Annotated in this window: 19 protein-coding genes and 1 pseudogene; 18 read left to right on the top strand and 2 right to left on the bottom strand. The window is 76.7% G+C overall.

Annotated features, from left to right (window positions below; translation table 11 throughout):
- The first annotated feature begins 21 nt into the window (after positions 1 to 21).
- Entirely contained in the window at positions 22 to 807 is a 786-nt protein-coding gene (locus D5H78_RS05345) for an SseB family protein (protein WP_119949426.1), read from the top strand.
- Between the two features lie 30 nt (positions 808 to 837).
- Positions 838 to 1,314 carry a Fur family transcriptional regulator gene (locus D5H78_RS05340; protein ID WP_119949425.1) on the top strand — a complete coding sequence of 159 codons (477 nt, stop codon included), beginning with the start codon at positions 838 to 840 and terminating at the stop codon, positions 1,312 to 1,314.
- A 96-nt stretch (positions 1,315 to 1,410) separates the two neighbouring features.
- Here D5H78_RS05340 and D5H78_RS05335 read toward each other — a convergent pair whose 3' ends face one another.
- The gene (locus tag D5H78_RS05335; protein ID WP_119949424.1) at positions 1,411 to 3,069 is read right to left on the bottom strand and encodes a catalase; all 1,659 of its coding nucleotides are present in this window, start codon (positions 3,067 to 3,069) and stop codon (positions 1,411 to 1,413) included.
- Positions 3,070 to 3,246: 177 nt separating this feature from the next.
- Positions 3,247 to 3,687: a DUF1844 domain-containing protein gene (locus D5H78_RS05330; protein ID WP_119949423.1), complete on the bottom strand. Its 441-nt coding sequence runs from the start codon at positions 3,685 to 3,687 to the stop codon at positions 3,247 to 3,249.
- A 192-nt stretch (positions 3,688 to 3,879) separates the two neighbouring features.
- Between D5H78_RS05330 and infC the strand changes: the two genes are divergently transcribed.
- The 16 genes and pseudogenes from infC to tyrS all read left to right on the top strand — a co-directional run bounded on the left by infC (position 3,880) and on the right by tyrS (position 20,202).
- Entirely contained in the window at positions 3,880 to 4,578 is a 699-nt protein-coding gene (gene infC, locus D5H78_RS05325; protein WP_119949422.1) for a translation initiation factor IF-3, read from the top strand.
- A gap of 152 nt (positions 4,579 to 4,730) precedes the next feature.
- Positions 4,731 to 4,925, top strand: coding sequence for a 50S ribosomal protein L35 (gene rpmI / locus D5H78_RS05320; protein WP_119949421.1), 195 nt, complete (start codon positions 4,731 to 4,733; stop codon positions 4,923 to 4,925).
- A 28-nt stretch (positions 4,926 to 4,953) separates the two neighbouring features.
- Positions 4,954 to 5,343, top strand: coding sequence for a 50S ribosomal protein L20 (rplT, locus tag D5H78_RS05315; protein WP_119949420.1), 390 nt, complete (start codon positions 4,954 to 4,956; stop codon positions 5,341 to 5,343).
- 91 nt (positions 5,344 to 5,434) lie between these two features.
- A complete protein-coding gene (locus tag D5H78_RS05310) occupies positions 5,435 to 6,304 on the top strand; it encodes a TrmH family RNA methyltransferase (RefSeq protein WP_119949419.1) in 870 nt (289 codons plus the stop codon).
- A gap of 60 nt (positions 6,305 to 6,364) precedes the next feature.
- Positions 6,365 to 7,456 carry a sensor histidine kinase gene (locus D5H78_RS05305; protein ID WP_119949885.1) on the top strand — a complete coding sequence of 364 codons (1,092 nt, stop codon included), beginning with the start codon at positions 6,365 to 6,367 and terminating at the stop codon, positions 7,454 to 7,456.
- Positions 7,457 to 7,523: 67 nt separating this feature from the next.
- A complete protein-coding gene (pheS, locus tag D5H78_RS05300; RefSeq protein WP_119949418.1) occupies positions 7,524 to 8,636 on the top strand; it encodes a phenylalanine--tRNA ligase subunit alpha in 1,113 nt (370 codons plus the stop codon).
- Positions 8,636 to 11,119: a phenylalanine--tRNA ligase subunit beta gene (gene pheT, locus D5H78_RS05295; protein WP_119949417.1), complete on the top strand. Its 2,484-nt coding sequence runs from the start codon at positions 8,636 to 8,638 to the stop codon at positions 11,117 to 11,119. The genes pheS and pheT overlap by 1 nt, the downstream gene beginning before the upstream one ends.
- Positions 11,116 to 11,943: an SDR family NAD(P)-dependent oxidoreductase gene (locus D5H78_RS05290; RefSeq protein WP_119949416.1), complete on the top strand. Its 828-nt coding sequence runs from the start codon at positions 11,116 to 11,118 to the stop codon at positions 11,941 to 11,943. Before pheT ends, D5H78_RS05290 begins: the two co-directional genes overlap by 4 nt.
- Before the next feature lie 91 nt (positions 11,944 to 12,034).
- The gene (gene argC, locus D5H78_RS05285) at positions 12,035 to 13,066 is read left to right on the top strand and encodes an N-acetyl-gamma-glutamyl-phosphate reductase (protein WP_119949884.1); all 1,032 of its coding nucleotides are present in this window, start codon (positions 12,035 to 12,037) and stop codon (positions 13,064 to 13,066) included.
- The gene (argJ, locus tag D5H78_RS05280) at positions 13,063 to 14,214 is read left to right on the top strand and encodes a bifunctional glutamate N-acetyltransferase/amino-acid acetyltransferase ArgJ (protein ID WP_119949415.1); all 1,152 of its coding nucleotides are present in this window, start codon (positions 13,063 to 13,065) and stop codon (positions 14,212 to 14,214) included. Before argC ends, argJ begins: the two co-directional genes overlap by 4 nt.
- Positions 14,211 to 15,123, top strand: a pseudogene (argB, locus tag D5H78_RS05275) (acetylglutamate kinase); the annotation flags it as partial. The gene argJ and the pseudogene argB, both read left to right, overlap by 4 nt.
- 4 nt (positions 15,124 to 15,127) lie before the next feature.
- On the top strand, positions 15,128 to 16,285 hold the full coding sequence (locus D5H78_RS05270; protein WP_218566363.1) for an acetylornithine transaminase: 1,158 nt from the start codon (positions 15,128 to 15,130) through the stop codon (positions 16,283 to 16,285).
- The gene (locus D5H78_RS05265; protein ID WP_119949412.1) at positions 16,282 to 16,824 is read left to right on the top strand and encodes an arginine repressor; all 543 of its coding nucleotides are present in this window, start codon (positions 16,282 to 16,284) and stop codon (positions 16,822 to 16,824) included. The genes D5H78_RS05270 and D5H78_RS05265 overlap by 4 nt, the downstream gene beginning before the upstream one ends.
- Positions 16,821 to 18,281, top strand: coding sequence for an argininosuccinate lyase (gene argH, locus D5H78_RS05260; RefSeq protein WP_119949411.1), 1,461 nt, complete (start codon positions 16,821 to 16,823; stop codon positions 18,279 to 18,281). The genes D5H78_RS05265 and argH overlap by 4 nt, the downstream gene beginning before the upstream one ends.
- Positions 18,278 to 18,928: a DNA-3-methyladenine glycosylase gene (locus tag D5H78_RS05255; RefSeq protein ID WP_218566274.1), complete on the top strand. Its 651-nt coding sequence runs from the start codon at positions 18,278 to 18,280 to the stop codon at positions 18,926 to 18,928. The genes argH and D5H78_RS05255 overlap by 4 nt, the downstream gene beginning before the upstream one ends.
- Positions 18,925 to 20,202, top strand: a complete 1,278-nt coding sequence (gene tyrS / locus D5H78_RS05250; protein WP_119949410.1) for a tyrosine--tRNA ligase — start codon at positions 18,925 to 18,927, stop codon at positions 20,200 to 20,202. The genes D5H78_RS05255 and tyrS overlap by 4 nt, the downstream gene beginning before the upstream one ends.
- Positions 20,203 to 20,563: the final 361 nt, after the last annotated feature.

The following is a 20,563-nucleotide window of genomic DNA, read 5'->3' as shown; positions in this document are numbered from 1 at the left end:
CGGCGGGTAGGGTCGCCGCCCGTGCAGCGGCCCGACCCCACCCCCCGCACGCCCGTACGGCCCGGGACGCCGGTCCCCGACCCCGGGTTCGCCGGCGACGAGGGGGGTGCCGACCCGCGCCTCGCGGCCGCGCTGGCCGCCTGGTCGCGGGACCCGGCGCACGAGCCCGAGGTGCTGCGGGCGCTCGCCGCGGCGCGGGTGCTCGTGCCCGTGGTCGCCGTCGCGACCGGGGTCGAGGACGCCGGCGGCGGCCTGCACCGCGAGGCGGGCACCGACATGGCCGTCGTCGTGCTCGAGGGGACGGACGGCCGCCGGGCGCTGCCGGTGTTCACCGGGCTGGCGTCCCTCGCCGCGTACGACCCGGCCGCGCGGCCCGTGCCCGTGGAGGCCGCGCGGGCCGCGCTCGCCGCGGCGGCCGAGGGAGCGCCGGTCGTCGTCGTCGACGTGGCGGGCCCGGTGCGGTACGTCGTGCCGTCCGCCGCCTTGCGCCGGCTCGCCGAGGGCGACCCGCTGCTGCCGCTGTACGACGACCCGGCCGCCCTGGCGGCCCTCGGCGCGCTCCTGGCGGAGGAGCCCGCGGTGGTCGCCGCGTGGGTCGGGCCGGTCGGCGGGTCCGACGCGCGGCTCTCGCTGGCCGTCGCCGACCCCTCGGACGCCGCGGCCGTGCGCGCGCTCGCGGCCCGGCTCGGGGGCCGGCTCCGCGAGGACCCCGCGGTGCGCGCGCGGGTGCTCCGGGGGGTGGAGGTCGCCCTGGTGGGCGCGGCGCCGCCGGGTGCCCGGCCGGTCGCTCGCCGTACGGATCCTTGACCCGTTCCAGATCAGGGTTACCCTCGGAGGATGCCCGCGTCCCCGGTCCCCGCCGTGGCGCCCGCCGTCGAGCCCGACGACGGGCCGCCCACCGAGCCGTCCACCGACGCCGCCGCCGTGCTGCGCGGCGCGGGCCTGCGCGTGACGCGCCCTCGCCTGGCGGTGTACGGCGCCCTCGGCGAGCGCCCGCACGCCGACGTGGAGACCGTCGTCGAGGCGGTGCGCGCCGAGCTGGGGCACGTGTCGGTGCAGGCGGTGTACGACGTCCTGCGCGCCCTCACCGGCGCCGGCCTCGTGCGCCGCGTCGAGCCCGCGGGCAGCCCCTCGCGCTACGAGCTGCGCGTGGGGGACAACCACCACCACGTCGTCTGCCGCTCCTGCGGCAGCACCGCCGACGTCGACTGCGTCGTGGGCCAGGCGCCCTGCCTCACCCCGTCGCAGACCCACGGCTTCACGGTCGACGAGGCCGAGGTCACCTTCTGGGGCACCTGCCCCTCCTGCCGCTGAGGCGCGCCGACCCGCGCGCCGGTCCCGCACGCACGAGCGCCCGGCCCCCCGAGGGGGGCCGGGCGCTCGTGCGTCCGGTGCGCTGGCAGGGGCGCCTCAGGAGGCGAGGACCACCCGCTCGTTGGGCACGCAGTGCGTCATCTGCAGGCCCGTGACGTCGCGCGGGCCGTTCTTGCCGAGGTTGGCGAGGCGCTCCTCGTCCTCGGGGGTGAGCGTCTGGCTGGCCAGCGGCTCGAGGTGCCGGACGTCGTCCGGGCCGATGCCCAGGCCCTCGCCGACGCGCAGGCCGAGCTCGTCGTCGACGAGCAGGAAGTGCCAGACCATGCGCTCCTGCACCGCGCGGGCGGCCTGGCCGATGAGCGCGACGAAGTTGGCGACGAGGTCGTCCTTCTCCCACTGCTCGAGGAGCTGGTAGCGCTGGCCGGCCTGCTTGTAGTCGTTGGTCCGCGGGATCCGCTTGCGCGTGAGGCGGCCGACGATCTCCGGGCCCTGCTCGTCGTGCGTGGGGTACGTCGCCTCGCGCAGCCCGCCGGTGATGGAGGGCTCGTAGTTGACGTGCGGGTTCTCGCCGACCTGGTCGACGAAGTACTGCATCTGCCCGCCCTGCTGGTTCGTGGCGACCCGGGCGCCCTTCGGCTGGTTCACCGGCAGCTGCAGGTAGTTGGGGCCGACGCGGTAGCGCTGGGTGTCGCTGTACGAGAACGTGCGCCCGACCAGCATCTTGTCGTCCGAGAAGTCGAGCCCGTCGACGAGCACGCCGGTGCCGAACGCGATCTGCTCGTTCTCGGTGAAGAAGTTCTTCACGTTGGCGTTGAGCACCATCTTGCCGACCGGGCGCGCCGGGAACTCGTTCTCCGGCCACACCTTGGTGTCGTCGAGCGGGTCGAAGTCGAGCTCGGGGTGCTCGTCGTCGCTCATGACCTGCACGAGCAGCTCCCACTCGGGGTAGTCGCCGCGCTCGATGGCCTCGTAGAGGTCCTTCGAGGCGTGCCCGAGGTCCTGGCCCTGGATGACGGCGGCGTCGGCCTCGGTGAGGCTCTTGACGCCCTGCTTGGGCATCCAGTGGTACTTCACCAGGTGCGTCACGCCCTCGGCGTTGACCCACTTGTAGGTGTTGACGCCGAAGCCCTGCTGGTGGCGGTAGTCCGCGGGGATGCCGCGCGGGCTGAAGAGGTTGACGAGCATGTGCATCGCCTCGGGCGTCTGCGACATGAAGTCGAAGATGCGGGCCGGCTCCTGGCGGAACGTCACGGGGTCCGGCTTGAGGGAGTGGATGACGTCGGGGAACTTGATGGCGTCGCGGATGAAGAAGACCGCGAGGTTGTTCCCGACGAGGTCCCAGTTGCCGTCCTCGGTGTAGAACTTGATCGCGAAGCCGCGGGGGTCGCGCGCGGCCTCGGAGGAGTCCCGGCCGCCGATCACGGTGGAGAACCGGATCGCCAGGTCCGTGCGCTTGCCGGCCTCCTGGAAGAGCTTGGCCCGGGTGTACTGCGCGATGGGCTCGTCGCCGAGCTTGCCGTACGCCTCGAAGTAGCCGTACGCCACGGCCCCGCGCGCGTGCACGACCCGCTCGGGGATGCGCTCGCGGTCGAAGTGGCTGATCTTCTCGAGGAACTGGTAGTTCTCCAGCGTGGCCGGGCCGCGTGCGCCGACCGTGCGCTGGTTCTGGTTGTCGTAGACGGGGTGGCCCTGGCGGTTGGTCAGGACCGGCCGCTCGTCGCCGGGTGCGGACGGCTTGCTCGCCACGTCGGTCATGCGTCCTCCTCGCTGCGTCTGCCGGCGGCTGCGCCGGCGGTGGTGGTCGTACGACTGCTCGACGTCCGCGCCCAGCCCACACCCTTTCCTGGAACGAGTCAAGACAAGGGCGTGTCGGGCGCGTCCCGCCAGGGGTGCCCGCCGCGGCGACCGGTACGCCCGCCGCGCCCGGCCGGCTCAGCGCCCCCGGCCCGCCCCGCGCCCGCCCCAGACCGGCCCGGTGAGCGCCTCGCCCGGGCCCTTGCCCGGCGGGTCGGGGACCACCGACGCCTCGCGGAAGGCGAGCTGCAGCGACTTCAGCCCGTCGCGCAGCGGCGCGGCGTGGTGGCTGCCCAGGTCGGGCGCGGCCGCGGTCACCAGCCCGGCCAGGGCCTGGATGAGGACGCGGGCCTCGGCGAGGTCCTTCTGCTGCTCCGCGGTGGCGCCCGGCAGGTCCTCGCCGAGCCCGCACTTGACCGCCGCGGCGCTCATGAGGTGCAGCGCGGCGGTCGAGACGAGCTCGACGGCGGGGACGTCGGCGATGTCGCGCAGCGCGCCGCCGAGGTCGCCGGGGCCGGCGGCGTCGGCGGCGTCGGCGGAGGGGCGGTCGGGGCCGTCGTGCGGAGGGGGCGCGCTCATGCTGCTACCCTGGCACGCGACCCGCCGCGCACCGACCCCAGGGCCCGCCCCCGGAGCCGGACGCGGCGCGCAAGCGGAGGTCTCCTCCCACCCGCCGCGGCCCCCGGGCCGCCGGGTCCGGTCCGGCAGGGCGTCCGCGCCCTGCCCGCGCAGGACGGGAACATCCTGCGCCCGGTCGGGGCTTTCGCATGCATGGGCGCGAGAGCCCCTTTCTCGTGCCCGCGCGCAGGTCGCGCACCGCAGACCGCACGAGGAGGAAGCATCAGCACGGAGCCCCGCATCAACGACCGGATCCGCGTCCCCGAGGTGCGGCTGGTCGGGCCCAACGGCGAGCAGGTCGGGATCGTCCCCATCGCCAAGGCCCTCCAGCTCGCGCAGGACGCCGACCTCGACCTCGTCGAGGTGGCCCCCATGGCGCGCCCGCCGGTCGCCAAGCTCATGGACTTCGGCAAGTTCAAGTACGAGTCCGCGATGAAGGAGCGTGAGTCCCGGCGCAACCAGGCTCACACCATCATCAAGGAGATGAAGCTCCGGCCGAAGATCGACCCGCACGACTACGAGACCAAGAAGGGTCACGTCGTGCGGTTCCTCAAGGCCGGGGACAAGGTCAAGATCACGATCATGTTCCGCGGTCGCGAGCAGAGCCGCCCCGAGCTGGGGTTCCGCCTGCTGCAGCGCCTCGCGACCGACGTGCAGGAGCTCGGCTTCGTCGAGTCCTCGCCGAAGCAGGACGGTCGCAACATGGTCATGGTGCTGGGCCCGCACAAGAAGAAGGCCGAGGCGATGGCCGAGGCGAAGGCCGCGCGGGCCGCGCGCGACGACGCCGGCGCCGACCCCGGGGTCGACGCGGCGGCGCCCGCCACGGCCGACGCGGGCGCCGAGCAGGCCTGAGCACCGGCACCCGCCGGTCGCACCCGGCCCCCCCGCCCGCGCGGGGCGGCCCGCACGACGAGCCAGCCGGTCGCGGGGCGCGAGCCCCGCGACCGGTCCAGCCCGCCGCGCCACCCCCGGTGGCGGGGCCCGACGAGGAGACGACGGCACCCATGCCGAAGAACAAGACCCACAGCGGCGCCAAGAAGCGCTTCCGGCTCACCGGCAGCGGCAAGGTCATGCGCGAGCAGGCCAACCGCCGCCACCTCTTCGAGGGCAAGCCCTCGACGCGCACCCGGCGCCTGGCGATGGACGTCTCCGTCGCGCCGGCCGACGTGAAGAAGATCAAGCGCCTCCTCGGCAAGTGAGCCGGAACCACCGAACGGAGTAGGACCAGTGGCACGCGTCAAGAGCGCCGTCAACGCCCAGAAGAAGCGCCGGGTCGTCCTCGAGCGCGCCAGCGGCTACCGCGGCCAGCGCTCGCGGCTCTACCGCAAGGCGAAGGAGCAGGTCACCCACTCCCTCGTCTACGCCTACCGCGACCGCAAGCAGCGCAAGGGCGACTTCCGCCAGCTGTGGATCCAGCGGATCAACGCGGCGGCCCGGGCCGAGGGGCTCACGTACAACCGCTTCATCCAGGGCCTCAAGGCCGCCGAGGTCGAGGTCGACCGCCGCATGCTCGCCGAGCTCGCGGTGAACGACCCGGCCGCGTTCCGCAGCCTGGTCGAGGTCGCCCGCGCGGCCCTGCCGGCGGACCGCAACGCCGCGAAGACCCCCGCGGCCTGAGCCCGGTGGGCGACGGGCACGCGCCCGCACCCCACGCACCCGCGACCCGGGTCCCCTCGTCGGGGCCCGGGTCGCGGCGCGCGGGGGCGGCGTGAGGGGGGAGGCCGGCGGCGTCGAGCTGACGTCGCCGCGCAGCCCCCGGGTCACCGCGGCGCGCCGGCTGCACAAGCGCGCCTTCCGCAGCCAGGACCGGCGGTTCCTCGCCGAGGGCCCCCAGGCGGTCCGCGAGGCGCTCGCGCTGGCGCCGGGCGCCCCCGGGCGCCCGGTGGAGGTCTTCGCCACGGCGGAGGCGCTCGCCCGGCACGACGACGTCCTCGGGCCGGCCGCCGCGGCGGGCGTGCCCGTGCACCGGGCCAGCGGCGAGGTCCTCGCGGCGCTGGCGCAGACCGTGACGCCGCAGGGCGTCGTCGCGGTGTGCACCCTGCTCGACGTCCCCCTGGGCGCGGTGCTGGAGCAGCGGCCGCGGCTCGTCGCGGTGCTCGCGAACGTGCGCGACCCGGGCAACGCCGGCACCGTCCTGCGGGCGGCCGACGCGGCGGGCGCCGAGGCCGTGGTGCTCACCGACGCGAGCGTCGACGTCTACAACGGCAAGTGCGTCCGGGCCAGCGCGGGCTCGCTGTTTCACCTGCCGGTGGTCCTCGGCGCCCCGCTGCCCGCCCTCGTCGAGGGGCTGCGCGGCGCGGGGCTGCGGGTCCTCGCCGCCGACGGCGCGGGCGAGCAGGACCTCGACGCGCTGGCGGACCGGCCGGGCGCGCAGGGCCTCGGCGGCCCCGTCGCCTGGATCTTCGGCAACGAGGCGTGGGGCTTGCCGGAGGAGTCCCGCCGGCTGGCCGACGCCGTCGTCCGGGTGCCGATCCACGGCCGCGCGGAGAGCCTCAACCTGGCGGCCGCCGCGGCGGTGTGCCTCTACGCGACGGCGCGTGCACAGCGCGCTGACGGTGGTTGCCGCGCGGGCGGCTGAGCGATGCAGCGCCCGGTCGCGCCCCTCCTCGGCGGCCCGGCGCGCCGCTACGATCCGGCCATGACCGCACCCGGTGGGGGACCTGGTGCCGGCGACGGTGGGGCCGTCCCGGGCCCGCCCCCGTACGACTACCTGCCCGACGGGCTCGTCGTGGCCGACGAGCAGCACCGGGTCATCGTGTGGAACACGGCCGCGGAGCGGGTGACGGGCATCCCCGCCGCCGCCGCGATGGGCAAGGACCTCGAGGACGCCCTGCCGCTGGACGGCCCCGAGGGGCGGCGCTGGTGGTCCTGCGCCGCGCCGTGGACCAGCCTGCCCACCGTGACCGGGCACGCGGAGCGCCTGCTGCTCGTCCCGGGCGGGCGAGAGGTCCTCGTCACCTCCCGCTACGTGCGCACCGACCCGCGCGGGCCCGTGCACCGGGTGGTCGTGTGCCTGCGCGACGCCCGGGCCCGCCAGCGCGAGGAGCAGAGCCGGGCCGAGCTCATCTCGACCGTGGCGCACGAGCTGCGCTCCCCGCTCACGAGCGTCAAGGGCTTCACGGCGACCCTGCTCGCGCGCTGGGACCGCTTCACCGACGCGCAGAAGCGGCTCATGCTCGAGACGGTCGACGCGGACGCGGACCGCGTCACCCGCCTCATCTCCGAGCTGCTCGACATCGCGCGCATCGACTCGGGCCGGGTCGTCGTGCGCCGCCAGCTCGTCGACCCGGTCGCCGCGGTGCGCCGGCACGTCGCCGGCCTCGTCGCGTCGGGGCTGGGGGAGGACCGCTTCGTCGTCGAGGTGCGCGACCCGCTGCCGGAGCTGTGGGCCGACGCCGACAAGGTCGACCAGGTCCTCGGCAACCTGCTGGGCAACGCCGTGCACCACGGCGCGGGCACGGTGACCGTGGTCGTCGAGCCGGGGGAGGAGCCGGGCAGCACGGCCGTGACCGTCCTGGACCAGGGCGAGGGCATCCCGCCGGAGCAGCAGGCGCGGGTGTTCACCAAGTGGTGGCGCAGCGGGCGCCGCGGAGGCACCGGCCTGGGCCTCTACATCGTCCGCGGCCTCGTCGAGGCGCACGGCGGGACGGTGACGCTGGGCGAGGCGCCCGGGGGCGGTGCGATGTTCCGCTTCGTCCTGCCCGACGGCACGCCCGAGCTCGCCGGCTGACGGGCCCCGGGACACCCGCGGGCCGGGCGGCGGGCCGGGCCGCGCACCTCGCCTAGACTCGCGACCCGTGTCCGCGCCCAACAAGTCCTTCGACCCCGTGCAGGTGACGCCGCTCAACGCCGACGAGGTCGAGCGGGCCCGCGACGCGGCGCTCGCGGCCGTCGCGGGCGCCGCGGACCTCGACGCGCTCAAGCGCGTGCGCCTCGAGCACGCCGGCGACCGCAGCCCGCTCGCGCTGGCGAACCGCGAGATCGGCGCCCTGCCCCCGGCCGCGCGCGCCGACGCCGGCAAGCGCGTGGGCCAGGCGCGCGGCGCGGTCGCCCGCGCCCTGCAGGAGCGCCAGGGCGCGCTCGAGGCCGAGCGCGACGAGCGCGTCCTGCGCGAGGAGGCCGTCGACGTCACGCTGCCGTGGGACCGCGCCCCGCTCGGCGCGCGCCACCCGCTGACGACGATCGCCGAGCGCATCGCCGACGTCTTCGTGGCGATGGGCTGGGAGGTCGCCGAGGGGCCCGAGGTCGAGACCGAGTGGTTCAACTTCGACGCCCTGAACTTCCGGCGCGACCACCCCGCGCGCAGCGACTCCGACACCTTCTTCGTGGGCTCGCCGGACTCCGGGGTCGTCCTGCGCACGCACACCTCGCCGGTGCAGGCCCGCACGATGCTCGAGCGCACGCCGCCGATCTACGTCGTGTGCCCGGGGCGCACCTTCCGCACCGACGAGCTCGACGCGACCCACACGCCGGTGTTCCACCAGGTGGAGGGCCTCGCCGTCGACGAGGGCCTGACGATGGCCGACCTGCGGGGCACGCTCGACCACTTCGCCGCGACGATGTTCGGCGAGGGGCTGCGCACCCGGCTGCGCCCGCACTTCTTCCCCTTCACCGAGCCGTCGGCCGAGATGGACGTGCAGTGCTTCGTCTGCCGTGGCGAGAGCGGCCGGGACGGCGCCGCCGCGCCGTGCCGCACGTGCGGCGGGCAGGGCTGGATCGAGTGGGGCGGCTGCGGCATGGTCAACCCGCGCGTGCTCGTCGCGTGCGGCATCGACCCGGAGCGCTACTCCGGGTTCGCCTTCGGCATGGGCATCGAGCGCACGCTCATGACCCGCCACGACGTCGCGGACATGCGCGACATGGTCGAGGGCGACGTCCGCTTCACCCTGCCGTTCGGGACGGAGGTCTGATGCGCCTGCCGATGTCCTGGCTGCGCGAGCACGTCGAGCTGCCGGAGGGGGTGGGTGCGCCGGAGGTCGCGGACGCGCTGGTGCGCGCCGGCCTCGAGGTCGAGGGGGTCGACGACCTCGCCGCGTCGGTCACCGGGCCGCTCGTCACCGGCGTGGTGCTCAGCGCGGAGCCGGAGCCGCAGAAGAACGGCAAGACCATCACCTGGTGCCAGGTCGACGTCGGGGAGGCCGAGCCCCGCGGCATCGTCTGCGGCGCGCACAACTTCGGTGCGGGCGACGCGGTCGTCGTCGCCCTGCCCGGCAGCGTCCTGCCCGGCGGCTTCGCCATCGCCCGGCGCAAGACCTACGGCCACCACTCCGACGGCATGATCTGCTCGGCCGCGGAGCTGCGGGTGTCCGAGGAGTCCGACGGCATCATCGTGCTGCCCGCCGGCACGGCGCCAGGGCAGGACGCCCGCCCGCTGCTCGGGCTCGACGACGCCGTCGTCGACGTGCAGCCGACCCCCGACCGCGGGTACGCGCTCTCCGTGCGCGGCCTCGCGCGCGAGGTCGCGGCGGCGTACGACCTGCCCTTCCGCGACCCGGTCGACCACGCGGCGGCGGGGGAGCTGGTGGCCGCGGGACCGCCGGGGAGCCACCCGGTGCGCGTGGAGGACCCGGGCGGCTGCGACGCCTTCGTGGCCCTGCGCATCACCGGCCTCGACCCGGCCCGCCCGTCGCCGGAGTGGCTCGCCCGGCGCGTGACCCTGGCCGGCATGCGGTCGGTGTCGCTCGCGGTCGACGTGACCAACTACGTCATGCTCGAGCTCGGCCAGCCGCTGCACGCGTACGACGCGGCGCGCCTGCAGGGCCCGATCGTCGTGCGCCGCGCCCGTCCCGGCGAGCGGCTCACGACGCTCGACGGCACCGCGCGCGCCCTGGAGCCGCACGACCTGCTCATCACCGACGACTCCGGCCCGATCGGCATCGCGGGCGTGATGGGCGGGGCCGACACCGAGATCTCCGCGACCACCACCGAGGTCGTCCTGGAGGCGGCGCACTTCGACGCGGCGAGCGTGTCGCGCTCGAGCCGGCGCCACCACGTGCCGAGCGAGGCGTCCCGGCGGTACGAGCGCGGCGTCGACCCGCTCCTGCCGCTCGCCGCAGGCCTGCGCGCGGCGCGGCTGCTCGCCGAGCTCGGGGGCGGGACGCTCGCGCCGGAGCTGACCCGGGTCGACACCGTCGCCGACCCCGCGCCGGTCGCGCTGCCCGTGCGCCACCCGGGCGACGTGGCGGGCCGTGAGGTCCCCGCCGAGGCCGTGCGGCGCCGCCTCGAGCAGGTGGGCTGCGCGGTGTCCGGCGACGAGGTGCTGCGGGTGGTGCCCCCGTCGTGGCGGCCCGACCTCGTGGACCCGGCCGACCTCGTCGAGGAGGTGCTGCGGCTCGAGGGCTACGACACGCTGCCCTCGCGGCTGCCCGCGGCCCCCGCCGGGCGGGGCCTCACCGAGGACCAGCGCCTGCGCCGGCGCGTCGGGCGGCTGCTCGCGACCGCGGGCCTCGTCGAGGCGCCGTCGTACCCGTTCGTGGCGGAGTCCGCGGCCGACCGCCTGGGCCTGCCGGCGGACGACGCGCGCCGCCACGCGCTGCGCCTGGCCAACCCGCTCTCGGACGAGGCGCCGCTGCTGCGCACCACCCTCCTGCCGGGGCTGCTCGACGCGCTGCGGCGCAACAGCGGCCGCGGCGCCCACGACGTCGCCCTCTTCGAGGTCGGCACGGTCTTCCGGCCGCGCCCGGGCCAGGCGGCCTCCGCGCCCGCGCTGGGCGCCCTGCGCCGCCCGACGGCACAGGAGCTCGCCGAGCAGCAGGCGGCGCTGCCGGACCAGCCGACCCGGCTCGCCGCGGTCCTGTCCGGCGAGCGCTGGCGCAGCGGCTGGTGGGGCCCGGGCCGCCCGGTCGCCTGGGCGGACGCGGTCCAGCTCGCCCGCGAGGTGGGCGCGGCCGCCGGCGTCGTCGTCGAGGTCGTGGCGGACGAGCACGCCCCCTGGCACCCGGGCCGCTGCGCCGCGCTGCGGGTCGAGGGCCGGCTCGTCGGCCACACGGGCGAGCTGCACCCCGGCGTCGCGCGCGCCTGGGGGGTCCCCGAGCGCACGGCGGCCCTCGAGCTCGACCTGGCGCTGCTCGGGCGCGGCGGTCTCGTGCAGGGCCCGCACGTGTCGACGTACCCGGTCGCCACCCAGGACGTCGCGCTCGTCGTGCCCGAGGGCGTCCCGGCGGCCGAGGTCGAGGCGGCGCTGCGCGAGGGCGCCGGCGCGCTCCTGGAGTCGCTGCGCCTCTTCGACGTCTACACCGGGGCGCCGGTCCCGGAGGGCTCGCGCTCGCTGGCGTACGGCCTGCGCTTCCGCGCCCCCGACCGCACCCTCACCTCGGAGGAGGTGGGCGCGGCCCGCGACGCGGCCGTCGAGGAGGCGGCCCGGCGCACCGGCGCCGTGCTGCGCGGCGCGTGAGCGGCAGCGGCGCGCTCGAGGGGCAGGTCGCCCTCGTCACGGGCGCCTCGCGCGGCATCGGGCGCGCGCTCGCGCTCGGCCTGGCCGGGCGCGGGGCGCGGGTGGGCCTGCTGGCCCGCTCGGGCGACGCGCTCGAGCGGGTGCGGGCCGCGGTCGAGGACGCGGGCGGGCGGGCGGCCACGGCCGTCGCCGACGTGACGGACGCGGGGGCCGTACGGGACGCCGTCGCCGCCCTCGAGGCCGCGCTCGGGCCGGTGGACCTGCTCGTCAACAACGCGGGGCTCATCGAGGGCGCCGAGGTGCCCGTGTGGGAGGGCGACCCCGCCGAGTGGTGGCGGGTCGTCGAGGCGAACGTGCGGGGGCCGTACCACCTGGTGCGGGCGGTGGTGCCGGGGATGCTCGCCCGCGGCGGCGGGCGCGTGGTGGACGTCAGCTCCGGCTTCGGGGTGCGCGACACGGTCCCCTACAGCGCGTACGCCGCGAGCAAGGCGGCCCTGCTGCGCCTCGGCGGCTCGCTCGCGCTCGCGGGGGAGGAGCACGGCGTCCGCTGCTTCGAGGTGGCGCCGGGGCTGGTGCGCGAGGGCATGGCGGGCTCGATGCCGATGTGGGCCGACGCCCCGCCGGAGCGGTTCACGCCGCTGGAGCGCGTGGTCGACCTGGTGGCCGCGGTCGCGCAGGGGCGGCTCGACGCGTGGAGCGGGCGCTACCTGCGCGCGGACCGCGACGACCCCGCGGCGCTCGAGGCGCGCGCGGCCGCGGGACCCCTGGGCGGGGCGCGCGCGCTGCGCGTCGTGCCCTGGGGCCCGGACGACCCGCTGGCCTGAGCCCGCGCACCCCGGCCCGCATCACCATCCGGCGCCCTGTATGGTCATGCAGGACGTCGGGCCGCCGGGCCCGCGGGGAGCGAGGTCGTACGTGGGCACGCGCGTGGCGGTGGCGGGGGCGAGCGGCTACGCCGGGGGCGAGCTGCTGCGCCTGCTCCTCGCCCACCCCGACCTGGAGGTCGGCCCGGTCACGGCCGGGACGAGCGCGGGCGCGCCGGTGACGAGCGTCCACCCGCAGCTGCCGCAGCTGGCGGGGACGACCTTCGGGGGGACCAGCGCCGCGGTGCTCGCCGACGCGGACCTCGTGCTCCTCGCGCTGCCGCACGGGCAGAGCGCCGCGCTCGCCGCCCAGCTGCCGCCGACGCTGCCCGTCGTCGACCTCGGCGCCGACCACCGGCTCGCGAGCGCCGCCGACTGGGAGGCGTTCTACGGCGGCGCGCACGCGGGCACGTGGACGTACGGCCTGCCCGAGCTGCCGGGCGCCCGGGCGGCGCTGCGCGGCGCCGTACGGGTCGCCAACCCCGGCTGCTACCCGACCTCCGTCGCGCTCGGCCTGGCCCCGGTCCTCGCCGCCGGCCTCGTCGAGCCGCAGGACGTGGTCGTCGTCGCGGCCTCCGGCACGTCCGGGGCGGGGCGCTCGGCCAAGGCCAGCCTGCTGGGCAGCGAGGTCATGGGCAGCATGGCGGCGTACAAGGCGGGCGGCGCCCACCAGCACACGCCGGAGATGGAGCAGACGCTCTCCGCGGCCGCCGGCGCGCCGGTGTCGCTGCTCTTCACCCCGACGCTCGCGCCGATGCCGCGCGGCATCCTGGCCACCTGCACGGCCCGGCTCGCGCAGGGCACCACGACCGCGGCCCTGCGCGAGGTCCTCGCCGCGGCGTACGACCCCGAGCCGTTCGTGCACCTGCTGCCCGAGGGCGCGTGGCCGGCCACGGCGTCGACGTACGGCTCCAACGCCGTGCAGCTGCAGGCGGCCGCCGACCCGCGCTCGGGCCGCGCGACGGTCGTCGTCGCGATCGACAACCTCGGCAAGGGCGCGGCCGGCCAGGCCGTGCAGAACGCGAACCTGCTCCTCGGCCTCGAGGAGACGGCGGGCCTGTCGGCGGCGGGGGTGGCCCCGTGAGCGTCACCGGTCCCGCCGGCTTCCGGGCCGCGGGCGTCGCCGCCGGGCTCAAGGCGAGCGGCGCGCCGGACGTCGCCCTCGTCGTCAACGACGGGCCGTCGCACGCGGCCGCGGCGGTGTTCACCGCGAACCGGGTCCAGGCCGCGCCGGTGCTGTGGAGCCGGCAGGTCGTCTCCGACGGGCGGGTCGACGCCGTCGTGCTGAACTGCGGCGGCGCCAACGCCTGCACCGGCCCCGGCGGCTTCCAGGACACGCACGCGACCGCCGAGCACGTGGCGGGCCTGCTCGGGGTGTCGGCCACCGACGTGGCGGTCTGCTCCACCGGCCTCATCGGCGAGCGGCTGCCCATGGGCGAGCTCCTCGCCGGCGCGTCCGCCGCCGCCACGGCGCTCGACGCCGAGGGCGGCCCCGACGCCGCGACGGCCATCATGACCACCGACACGGTGAGCAAGCAGTCCCTCGTCGAGGGCGACGGCTGGTCCGTGGGTGGGATGGCCAAGGGTGCCGGCATGCTCGCCCCGGGCCTCGCCACGATGCTGGTCGTCCTCACCACGGACGCGGAGGTCGGGCCGGAGGAGCTGGACAGCGCTCTCCGCGGCGCGACGCGCGTGACGTTCGACCGCGTGGACAGCGACGGCTGCATGTCGACCAACGACACCGTCCTGCTCCTCGCCTCCGGGGCCAGCGGCGCACGGCCCGACCCTGTCGCGTTCGACGACGTGGTGCGCGCCGTGTGCGCCGACCTGGCGGGGCAGCTGCTCGACGACGCGGAGGGGGCGTCGAAGACCATCGAGGTCGAGGTGGTCCACGCCGCGACGGAGGACGACGCCGTGGAGGCCGCGCGCGCGGTGACGCGCAGCAACCTCTTCAAGTGCGCGGTCCACGGCGAGGACCCCAACTGGGGCCGCGTGCTGGCCGCGGTGGGCACGACGGGCGCGGCCTTCGCGCCGCAGGACCTCGCCGTCGCGATCAACGGCGTCTGGGTCTGCCGCGACGGCGGGGTCGGGGAGGACCGCGCGGAGGTCGACATGAGCGGCCGCGCCGTGACCGTCACGGTGGACCTGGGCGCGGGCACCGAGCACGCCACGGTCTGGACGAACGACCTCACCGCGGACTACGTCCACGAGAACTCGGCGTACTCGACGTGAGCACCCACCTCGACCCCGATGCGGCCCTCGCCAAGGCGCGCACGCTCACCGAGGCGCTGCCGTGGCTGGCCCGCTTCCACGGCGTCGTCGTCGTCGTGAAGTACGGCGGCAACGCGATGACCGAGCCCGCGCTGCAGGAGGCGTTCGCCGAGGACGTCGTGTTCCTGCGCTACGCCGGGCTCAAGCCGGTCGTCGTGCACGGCGGCGGCCCGCAGATCTCCGCGCAGCTGGACCGGCTCGGCCTCGAGTCGGTCTTCACCGGCGGCCTGCGCGTCACGACGCCCGAGACGATGGACGTCGTGCGCATGGTCCTCGTGGGGCAGGTGCAGCGGCACGTCGTCGGGCTCATCAACGCGCACGGCCCCTTCGCCGTCGGCATGTCCGGCGAGGACGCCAACCTCTTCACCGCGGAGCGCCGGCACGCGGTCGTCGACGGCGAGCCGGTCGACGTCGGGCTCGTCGGCGACGTCGTCGAGGTGCGCCCCGGCGTCGTGCACGGGCTGCTGCAGGACGGGCGCATCCCCGTCGTGTCCAGCGTCGCCCGCGGCGCCGACGGGCAGGTCTACAACGTCAACGCCGACACCGCGGCGGCGGCGCTCGCCGTCGCGCTGGGCGCGGAGAAGCTCGTCGTCCTCACCGACGTCGAGGGCCTGTACGCCGACTGGCCGGCGAGCGACGAGGTCGTCAGCCAGATCGACGCGGAGCGGCTCGAGGCGCTGCTCCCGTCGCTGTCCTCGGGCATGGTCCCCAAGATGGAGGCCTGCCTGCGGGCGGTGCGCGGCGGCGTCCGCCGCGCGCACGTCCTCGACGGCCGCGTGCCGCACGCGCTGCTGCTCGAGGTCTTCACCGACGAGGGCGTGGGGACGATGGTGCTGCCGTGAGCGGGATCCTGCAGCGCTGGGGGACCAGCGTCATGGGCACGTACGGGGCGCCGCCCCTCGCCCTGGTCAGCGGCAGCGGCGCCGTGGTCACCGACGAGGACGGCCGCGAGTACGTCGACCTCGTCGGCGGCATCGCGGTCAACGCGCTCGGCCACGCGCACCCCGCGGTCGTGGAGGCCGTCAGCCGGCAGGTCGCGACCCTCGGCCACGTGTCGAACCTCGTCGCCCACCCCACCGCCGTCGAGCTCGCCGAGCGCCTGCTCGGCCTGTTCGGGCGCGAGGGCAAGGTCTTCTTCTGCAACTCCGGCGCCGAGGCGAGCGAGGCCGCCTTCAAGCTCACCCGGCGGACGGGGCGCACCCGCGTGGTCGCGGCGGAGGGCGGCTTCCACGGCCGGACCATGGGCGCGCTCGCGCTCACCGGCCAGCCGGCCAAGCGCGCGCCCTTCCTGCCGCTGCCCGGCGACGTGGTCCACGTGCCGTACGGCGACGCCGCGGCGCTGGCCGCCGCGGTGGACGCGACGGTGGCGGCCGTGGTCCTCGAGCCCGTGCAGGGCGAGGCCGGCGTGCGCCCGGCGCCCGCCGGCTACCTGCAGGCGGCGCGCGAGGCCTGCGACCGCGCGGGCGCGCTGCTCGTGCTCGACGAGGTGCAGACCGGGGTGGGCCGCACCGGGGCGTGGTTCGCGCACCAGGCCGAGGGGGTGCGCCCCGACGTCGTCACCCTGGCCAAGGGCCTGGGCGGCGGGCTGCCGCTCGGTGCGTGCGTCGCCTTCGGCGCGGCCGCGGACCTGCTCGGCCCGGGGCAGCACGGCACCACCTTCGGCGGCAACCCCGTGTGCTGCGCGGCGGCGCTCGCGGTGCTCGACACCGTCGCCGCCGAGGACCTGTGCGGGCAGGCCAAGCGGCTGGGCGAGCGGATCACCGCGGCGGTGGAGGGCCTGGGGCACCCGCTGGTGGCGGGGGTGCGCGGGCGCGGGCTCATGCTGGGGATCGCGCTGTCCGGGCCGGTGGCCGCCGGCGCCGAGCGGGCGCTGCGCGAGGCCGGGTTCCTCGTGAACGCCGTCGCCGCCGACACCCTGCGCCTGGTGCCCCCGCTGGTGCTCTCCGAGGCGCAGGCGGACGCCTTCGTCGCGGCGCTGCCCGCCGCGCTCGACAGGGCGGCGGCACCCGCGGCACCGGAGCCGCCGGCGTGAGCGTCCGCCCCGCGACGAAGGCCGCGCGGCACCAGCGCATCGCGGCCCTGCTCGCCCGGCACCCGGTGCGCTCGCAGCCCGACCTCGCCCGGCTGCTCGCCGACGAGGGGCTCAGCGTCACGCAGGCCACTCTCTCGCGCGACCTCGACGAGCTGGGCGCGGTCAAGGTGCGCGGGGGCAGCGGGGGCCTCGTGTACGCCCTCCCCGGCGAGGGCGGCGACGCCCGCCCGCAGCCGCCCGAGGACACCGCCGTCGCCGTCGAGCGGCTGCGCCGGCGCAGCGAGGAGCTGCTGGTCTCCGTCGACCACTCCGGCAACGTGGTGGTGCTGCGCACCCCGCCGGGCGGGGCGCAGTTCCTGGCCTCCGCGATCGACCACACCGTCCTGCCCGAGGTCATCGGCACGGTCGCGGGCGACGACACGGTCCTGCTCGTGACCCGCGCGGTCGACGGCGGCGCCGCCGTCGCGCGCGACCTGCTCGCGCTCGTCGAGACCCGTACCGCCCCCGAGGGCACCACCCGAGAAGGAGCCGCTCCGTGACCGAGCCCGCCGCCACCCCCTCCGCCGCTCCCGCAGCCGGAGCGGCACCGGCGGGCGGGCGCCTCTGGGGCGGCCGCTTCGCCTCCGGGCCGGCGCAGGCCATGGCCGCGCTGTCCTCGAGCGTGCACTTCGACCACCGCCTCGCCCCGTACGACCTGCTCGCCAGCAAGGCGCACGCCCGGGTGCTGCACCGCGCCGGGCTCCTCGACGCCGACGAGCTCGGCCGCATGCTCGCCGCGCTCGCGGAGCTGGAGGAGGTCGTGGCCTCGGGCGGGTTCGCGCCGACCGTGGCCGACGAGGACGTGCACACCGCCCTCGAGCGCGGGCTCGTCGAGCGCCTCGGCCCGCTCGGCGGCAAGCTGCGCGCCGGGCGCAGCCGCAACGACCAGATCGCCACCGACCTGCGCCTGTTCCTGCGCGACCACGCCCGGCAGGTGGTGCTCGCGCTCGGGCACCTGCAGGAGGCGCTGCTCGAGCAGGCCGACGCGCTCGCCGACGCGCCGGCACCGGGCTTCACCCACCTGCAGCACGCCCAGCCGGTCGCCTTCGGGCACGAGCTGGCCAAGCACGCGCACGCCCTGGCCCGCGACGTGGACCGGCTGCGCGACTGGGACCGCCGCGCGGCGGTCTCCCCGCTCGGGGCGGGCGCGCTGTCCGGGTCGTCGCTGCCGCTGGACCCGGAGGCGGTCGCGGCCGAGCTCGGCTTCGACCGGGCCGCGGCGAACAGCATCGACGCGGTGAGCGACCGCGACTTCGCCGCGGAGTTCCTCTTCTGCGCGGCGCTGCTCGGGGTCCACCTGTCCCGCCTCGGCGAGGAGTACTGCCTGTGGGCCTCGCGCGAGTTCGGCTGGGCCACGCTCGACGACGCGTTCTCGACGGGGTCGTCGATCATGCCGCAGAAGAAGAACCCCGACGTCGCCGAGCTGGTGCGCGGCAAGGCGGGCCGGCTCATCGGCGGCCTCACCGGGCTGCTGGCGACGCTCAAGGGCCTGCCGTTCGCGTACAACCGCGACCTGCAGGAGGACAAGGAGCCGGTGTTCGACGCCGTCGACACGCTGCTCCTGGTGCTGCCCGCCCTGGCGGGCATGGTGGCCACGACGCGGTTCCACCGCGAGGTGATGGAGGCTGCCGCGCCGGAGGGCTTCGCGCTCGCGACCGAGGTCGCCGACTGGCTGGTGCGCCGGGGCACCCCGTTCCGGGAGGCGCACGAGGTGGCCGGGGCGTGCGTGCGCTGGTGCGAGGAGCGCGGGGTCGGGCTGGAGTCGCTGGCGCCGGCGGACCTGCCGGGCATCTCGCCGCTGCTGGACGCGGACGTGCTGGCGGTGCTCGACGTGCGGGGCGCCATCGAGGCCCGCTCCACCCCGGGCGGTACGGCCCCCGCCCGCGTGCGGGAGCAGGTGGGGGCGCTGCGCGCGGCGCTGCACGCCCAGCGCGCCTGGGCCGCGGGCGGCGCGTGAGCCTGCTCGACCGGTCGTTCTTCGACCGCCCGGTGCTCGACGTCGCGCCGGACCTGCTCGGGCGCGTCGTCGTGCACGACGGCCCGCAGGGGCGGGTGGCGGTGCGCCTGACCGAGGTGGAGGCGTACGACGGCGAGCAGGACCCCGGCTCGCACGCCTTCCGCGGCCGCACGCGGCGCAACGCGACGATGTACGGCCCGCCGGGGCTCGTCTACGTCTACTTCACCTACGGCATGCACTGGTGCATGAACCTCGTCTGCCGGCCCGAGGGCGTGGCCGGCGCGGTGCTCCTGCGCGCCGGGGAGGTGGTGGAGGGCGTCGATCTGGCGACCGCGCGCCGCACCCGCGGCGAGGTCCCCGTACGCCCCCGCGAGCTCGCCCGCGGGCCGGCCCGGCTCTGCGTCGCGCTCGGGGTCGTGGGGGCGCTGGACGGGAGCGACGCCGTCGACCCGGCCTCCCCGCTGCGCGTGCAGGAGGGGGCGCCCGGCGCGGGCGCGGTCCGTACGGGCCCCCGGGTCGGCGTCGCCGGCGCCGGCGCACCCACCCCCTGGCGCTACTGGCTCGACGGCGAGCCCACCGTCTCGGCGTACCGCGCCGCGGTGCCGCGGCGCCGACGGCCCGCAGCGCCTGGGAGGATCGACCCGTGACGCACATCCTCGACGACCTGGAGTGGCGCGGCCTCGTCGCGCACAGCACCGACCTCGACGCCCTGCGGGCGGCGATGGACGCCGGGCCCGTCACGTTCTACGTGGGCTTCGACCCGACGGCCCCGAGCCTGCACATCGGGCACCTCGTCCAGGTCCTCACCGCGCGGCGGCTGCAGGAGGCCGGGCACCGACCCCTGGCCCTCGTCGGCGGCGCCACCGGGCTCATCGGCGACCCGAAGGAGAGCGGCGAGCGGAGCCTCAACGACCCGCAGGTGGTCCGGCAGTGGGTCGACCGGCTGCGCGGGCAGATCGAGCCGTTCCTGCGGTTCGACGGCGACGCCGCGGCCCGGATGGTCGACAACCTCGACTGGACCGGGCCGATGACCGCGATCGAGCTGCTGCGCGACGTGGGCAAGCACTTCAGCGTGAACCGCATGCTGGACCGCGAGGCGGTCGCCCGTCGCCTGGCCGGCGAGGGGATCAGCTTCACCGAGTTCAGCTACGTGCTGCTGCAGTCCAACGACTACCTCCAGCTGCACCGCAGGCACGCCTGCGCGCTGCAGCTGGGCGGCAGCGACCAGTGGGGCAACCTGACCGCCGGCGTCGACCTGGTGCGCCGGGTGACGGGGGAGCGGGTGCACGCGCTGGCCACGCCGCTGCTGACCAGGGCCGACGGGACGAAGTTCGGCAAGACGGAGGGCGGCGCGGTCTGGCTCGACCCCGAGCGCACCTCGCCCTACGCCTTCTACCAGTTCTGGTTCGGCACGGACGACCGCGACGTCAGCCGCTACCTGCGGGTCTTCTCGCCGCGCTCGCGCGAGGAGCTCGAGGAGCTGGAGCGGTCCGTGCAGGAGCGCCCCGCGGCCCGCGCCGCGCAGCGGGCCCTGGCCGAGGACGTGACGACGCTCGTGCACGGCGAGGGCGCGACGCGGCGCGTGGTGGCCGCCAGCCAGGCCCTGTTCGGCCGCGGCGAGCTCGCCGAGCTCGACCCGGCGACGCTCGGGGCGGCGCTGGAGAGCGTCCCCACGGTGCGCGTGCCCGGCCCCGAGCTGCCGCCGCTCGTCGACCTGCTGGCGGGGGCCGGGCTCGTCGACAGCAAGTCGGCGGCGCGACGGGCGGTCAAGGAGGGCGGGGCGTACGTCAACAACCGCAAGGCCGCCGACGCCGACGAGGCGCCCGCGCGCGAGGAGCTGCTGCACGGGCGCTACCTCGTCCTGCGGCGCGGCAAGCGCCAGGTCGGGGCCGTCGTCGTGGGGGCGGACGGGGGCGCCTGAGCCGGCCGGCGGGGGTGCGGGTGCCGGCACCGCCGGACGGTGGCGGGCGTCACGCGCCACGGGTTTGACGTGTCGTCCCGGTGTCCGTAACGTTTTTTCCCGTCGCTCGGCAGGGAGGAACGGACACCGCGAGGTGGCCGGTCCCGGGGCGACCGCCCCCGACACGGAGACCCGGTCCTCGAGACCGGCTCCTCGTCGCGGGCGGCGCAGGACGCGGAGGCGGGTTTGACCCGCTACCGCGGAGGGCGTAAGTTTGATCGAGTGCCTGGGCGAGGGACCTGACGGTCCCGAGCCTCGAGCGCCGGGTGGTTGAGAACTCAACAGCGTGCCATGTACATCAATGCCAATTGTTGTTTTTTTT

The sequence above is a fragment of the Vallicoccus soli genome (assembly GCF_003594885.1).
Lineage (GTDB): Bacteria > Actinomycetota > Actinomycetes > Motilibacterales > Motilibacteraceae > Vallicoccus > Vallicoccus soli.
This window is presented reverse-complemented; position numbering and strand designations above follow the sequence as displayed.

Coding starts and splice junctions, on each gene's coding strand:
- D5H78_RS05340 (WP_119949425.1), top strand. CDS start 838: ATGCCCGCGTCCCCGGTCCCCGCCGTGGCGCCCGCCGTCGAGCCCGAC.
- D5H78_RS05335 (WP_119949424.1), bottom strand. CDS start 3,069: ATGACCGACGTGGCGAGCAAGCCGTCCGCACCCGGCGACGAGCGGCCG.
- D5H78_RS05330 (WP_119949423.1), bottom strand. CDS start 3,687: ATGAGCGCGCCCCCTCCGCACGACGGCCCCGACCGCCCCTCCGCCGAC.
- infC (WP_119949422.1), top strand. CDS start 3,880: ATGGGCGCGAGAGCCCCTTTCTCGTGCCCGCGCGCAGGTCGCGCACCG.
- rpmI (WP_119949421.1), top strand. CDS start 4,731: ATGCCGAAGAACAAGACCCACAGCGGCGCCAAGAAGCGCTTCCGGCTC.
- D5H78_RS05305 (WP_119949885.1), top strand. CDS start 6,365: ATGACCGCACCCGGTGGGGGACCTGGTGCCGGCGACGGTGGGGCCGTC.
- pheT (WP_119949417.1), top strand. CDS start 8,636: ATGCGCCTGCCGATGTCCTGGCTGCGCGAGCACGTCGAGCTGCCGGAG.
- D5H78_RS05270 (WP_218566363.1), top strand. CDS start 15,128: ATGGGCACGTACGGGGCGCCGCCCCTCGCCCTGGTCAGCGGCAGCGGC.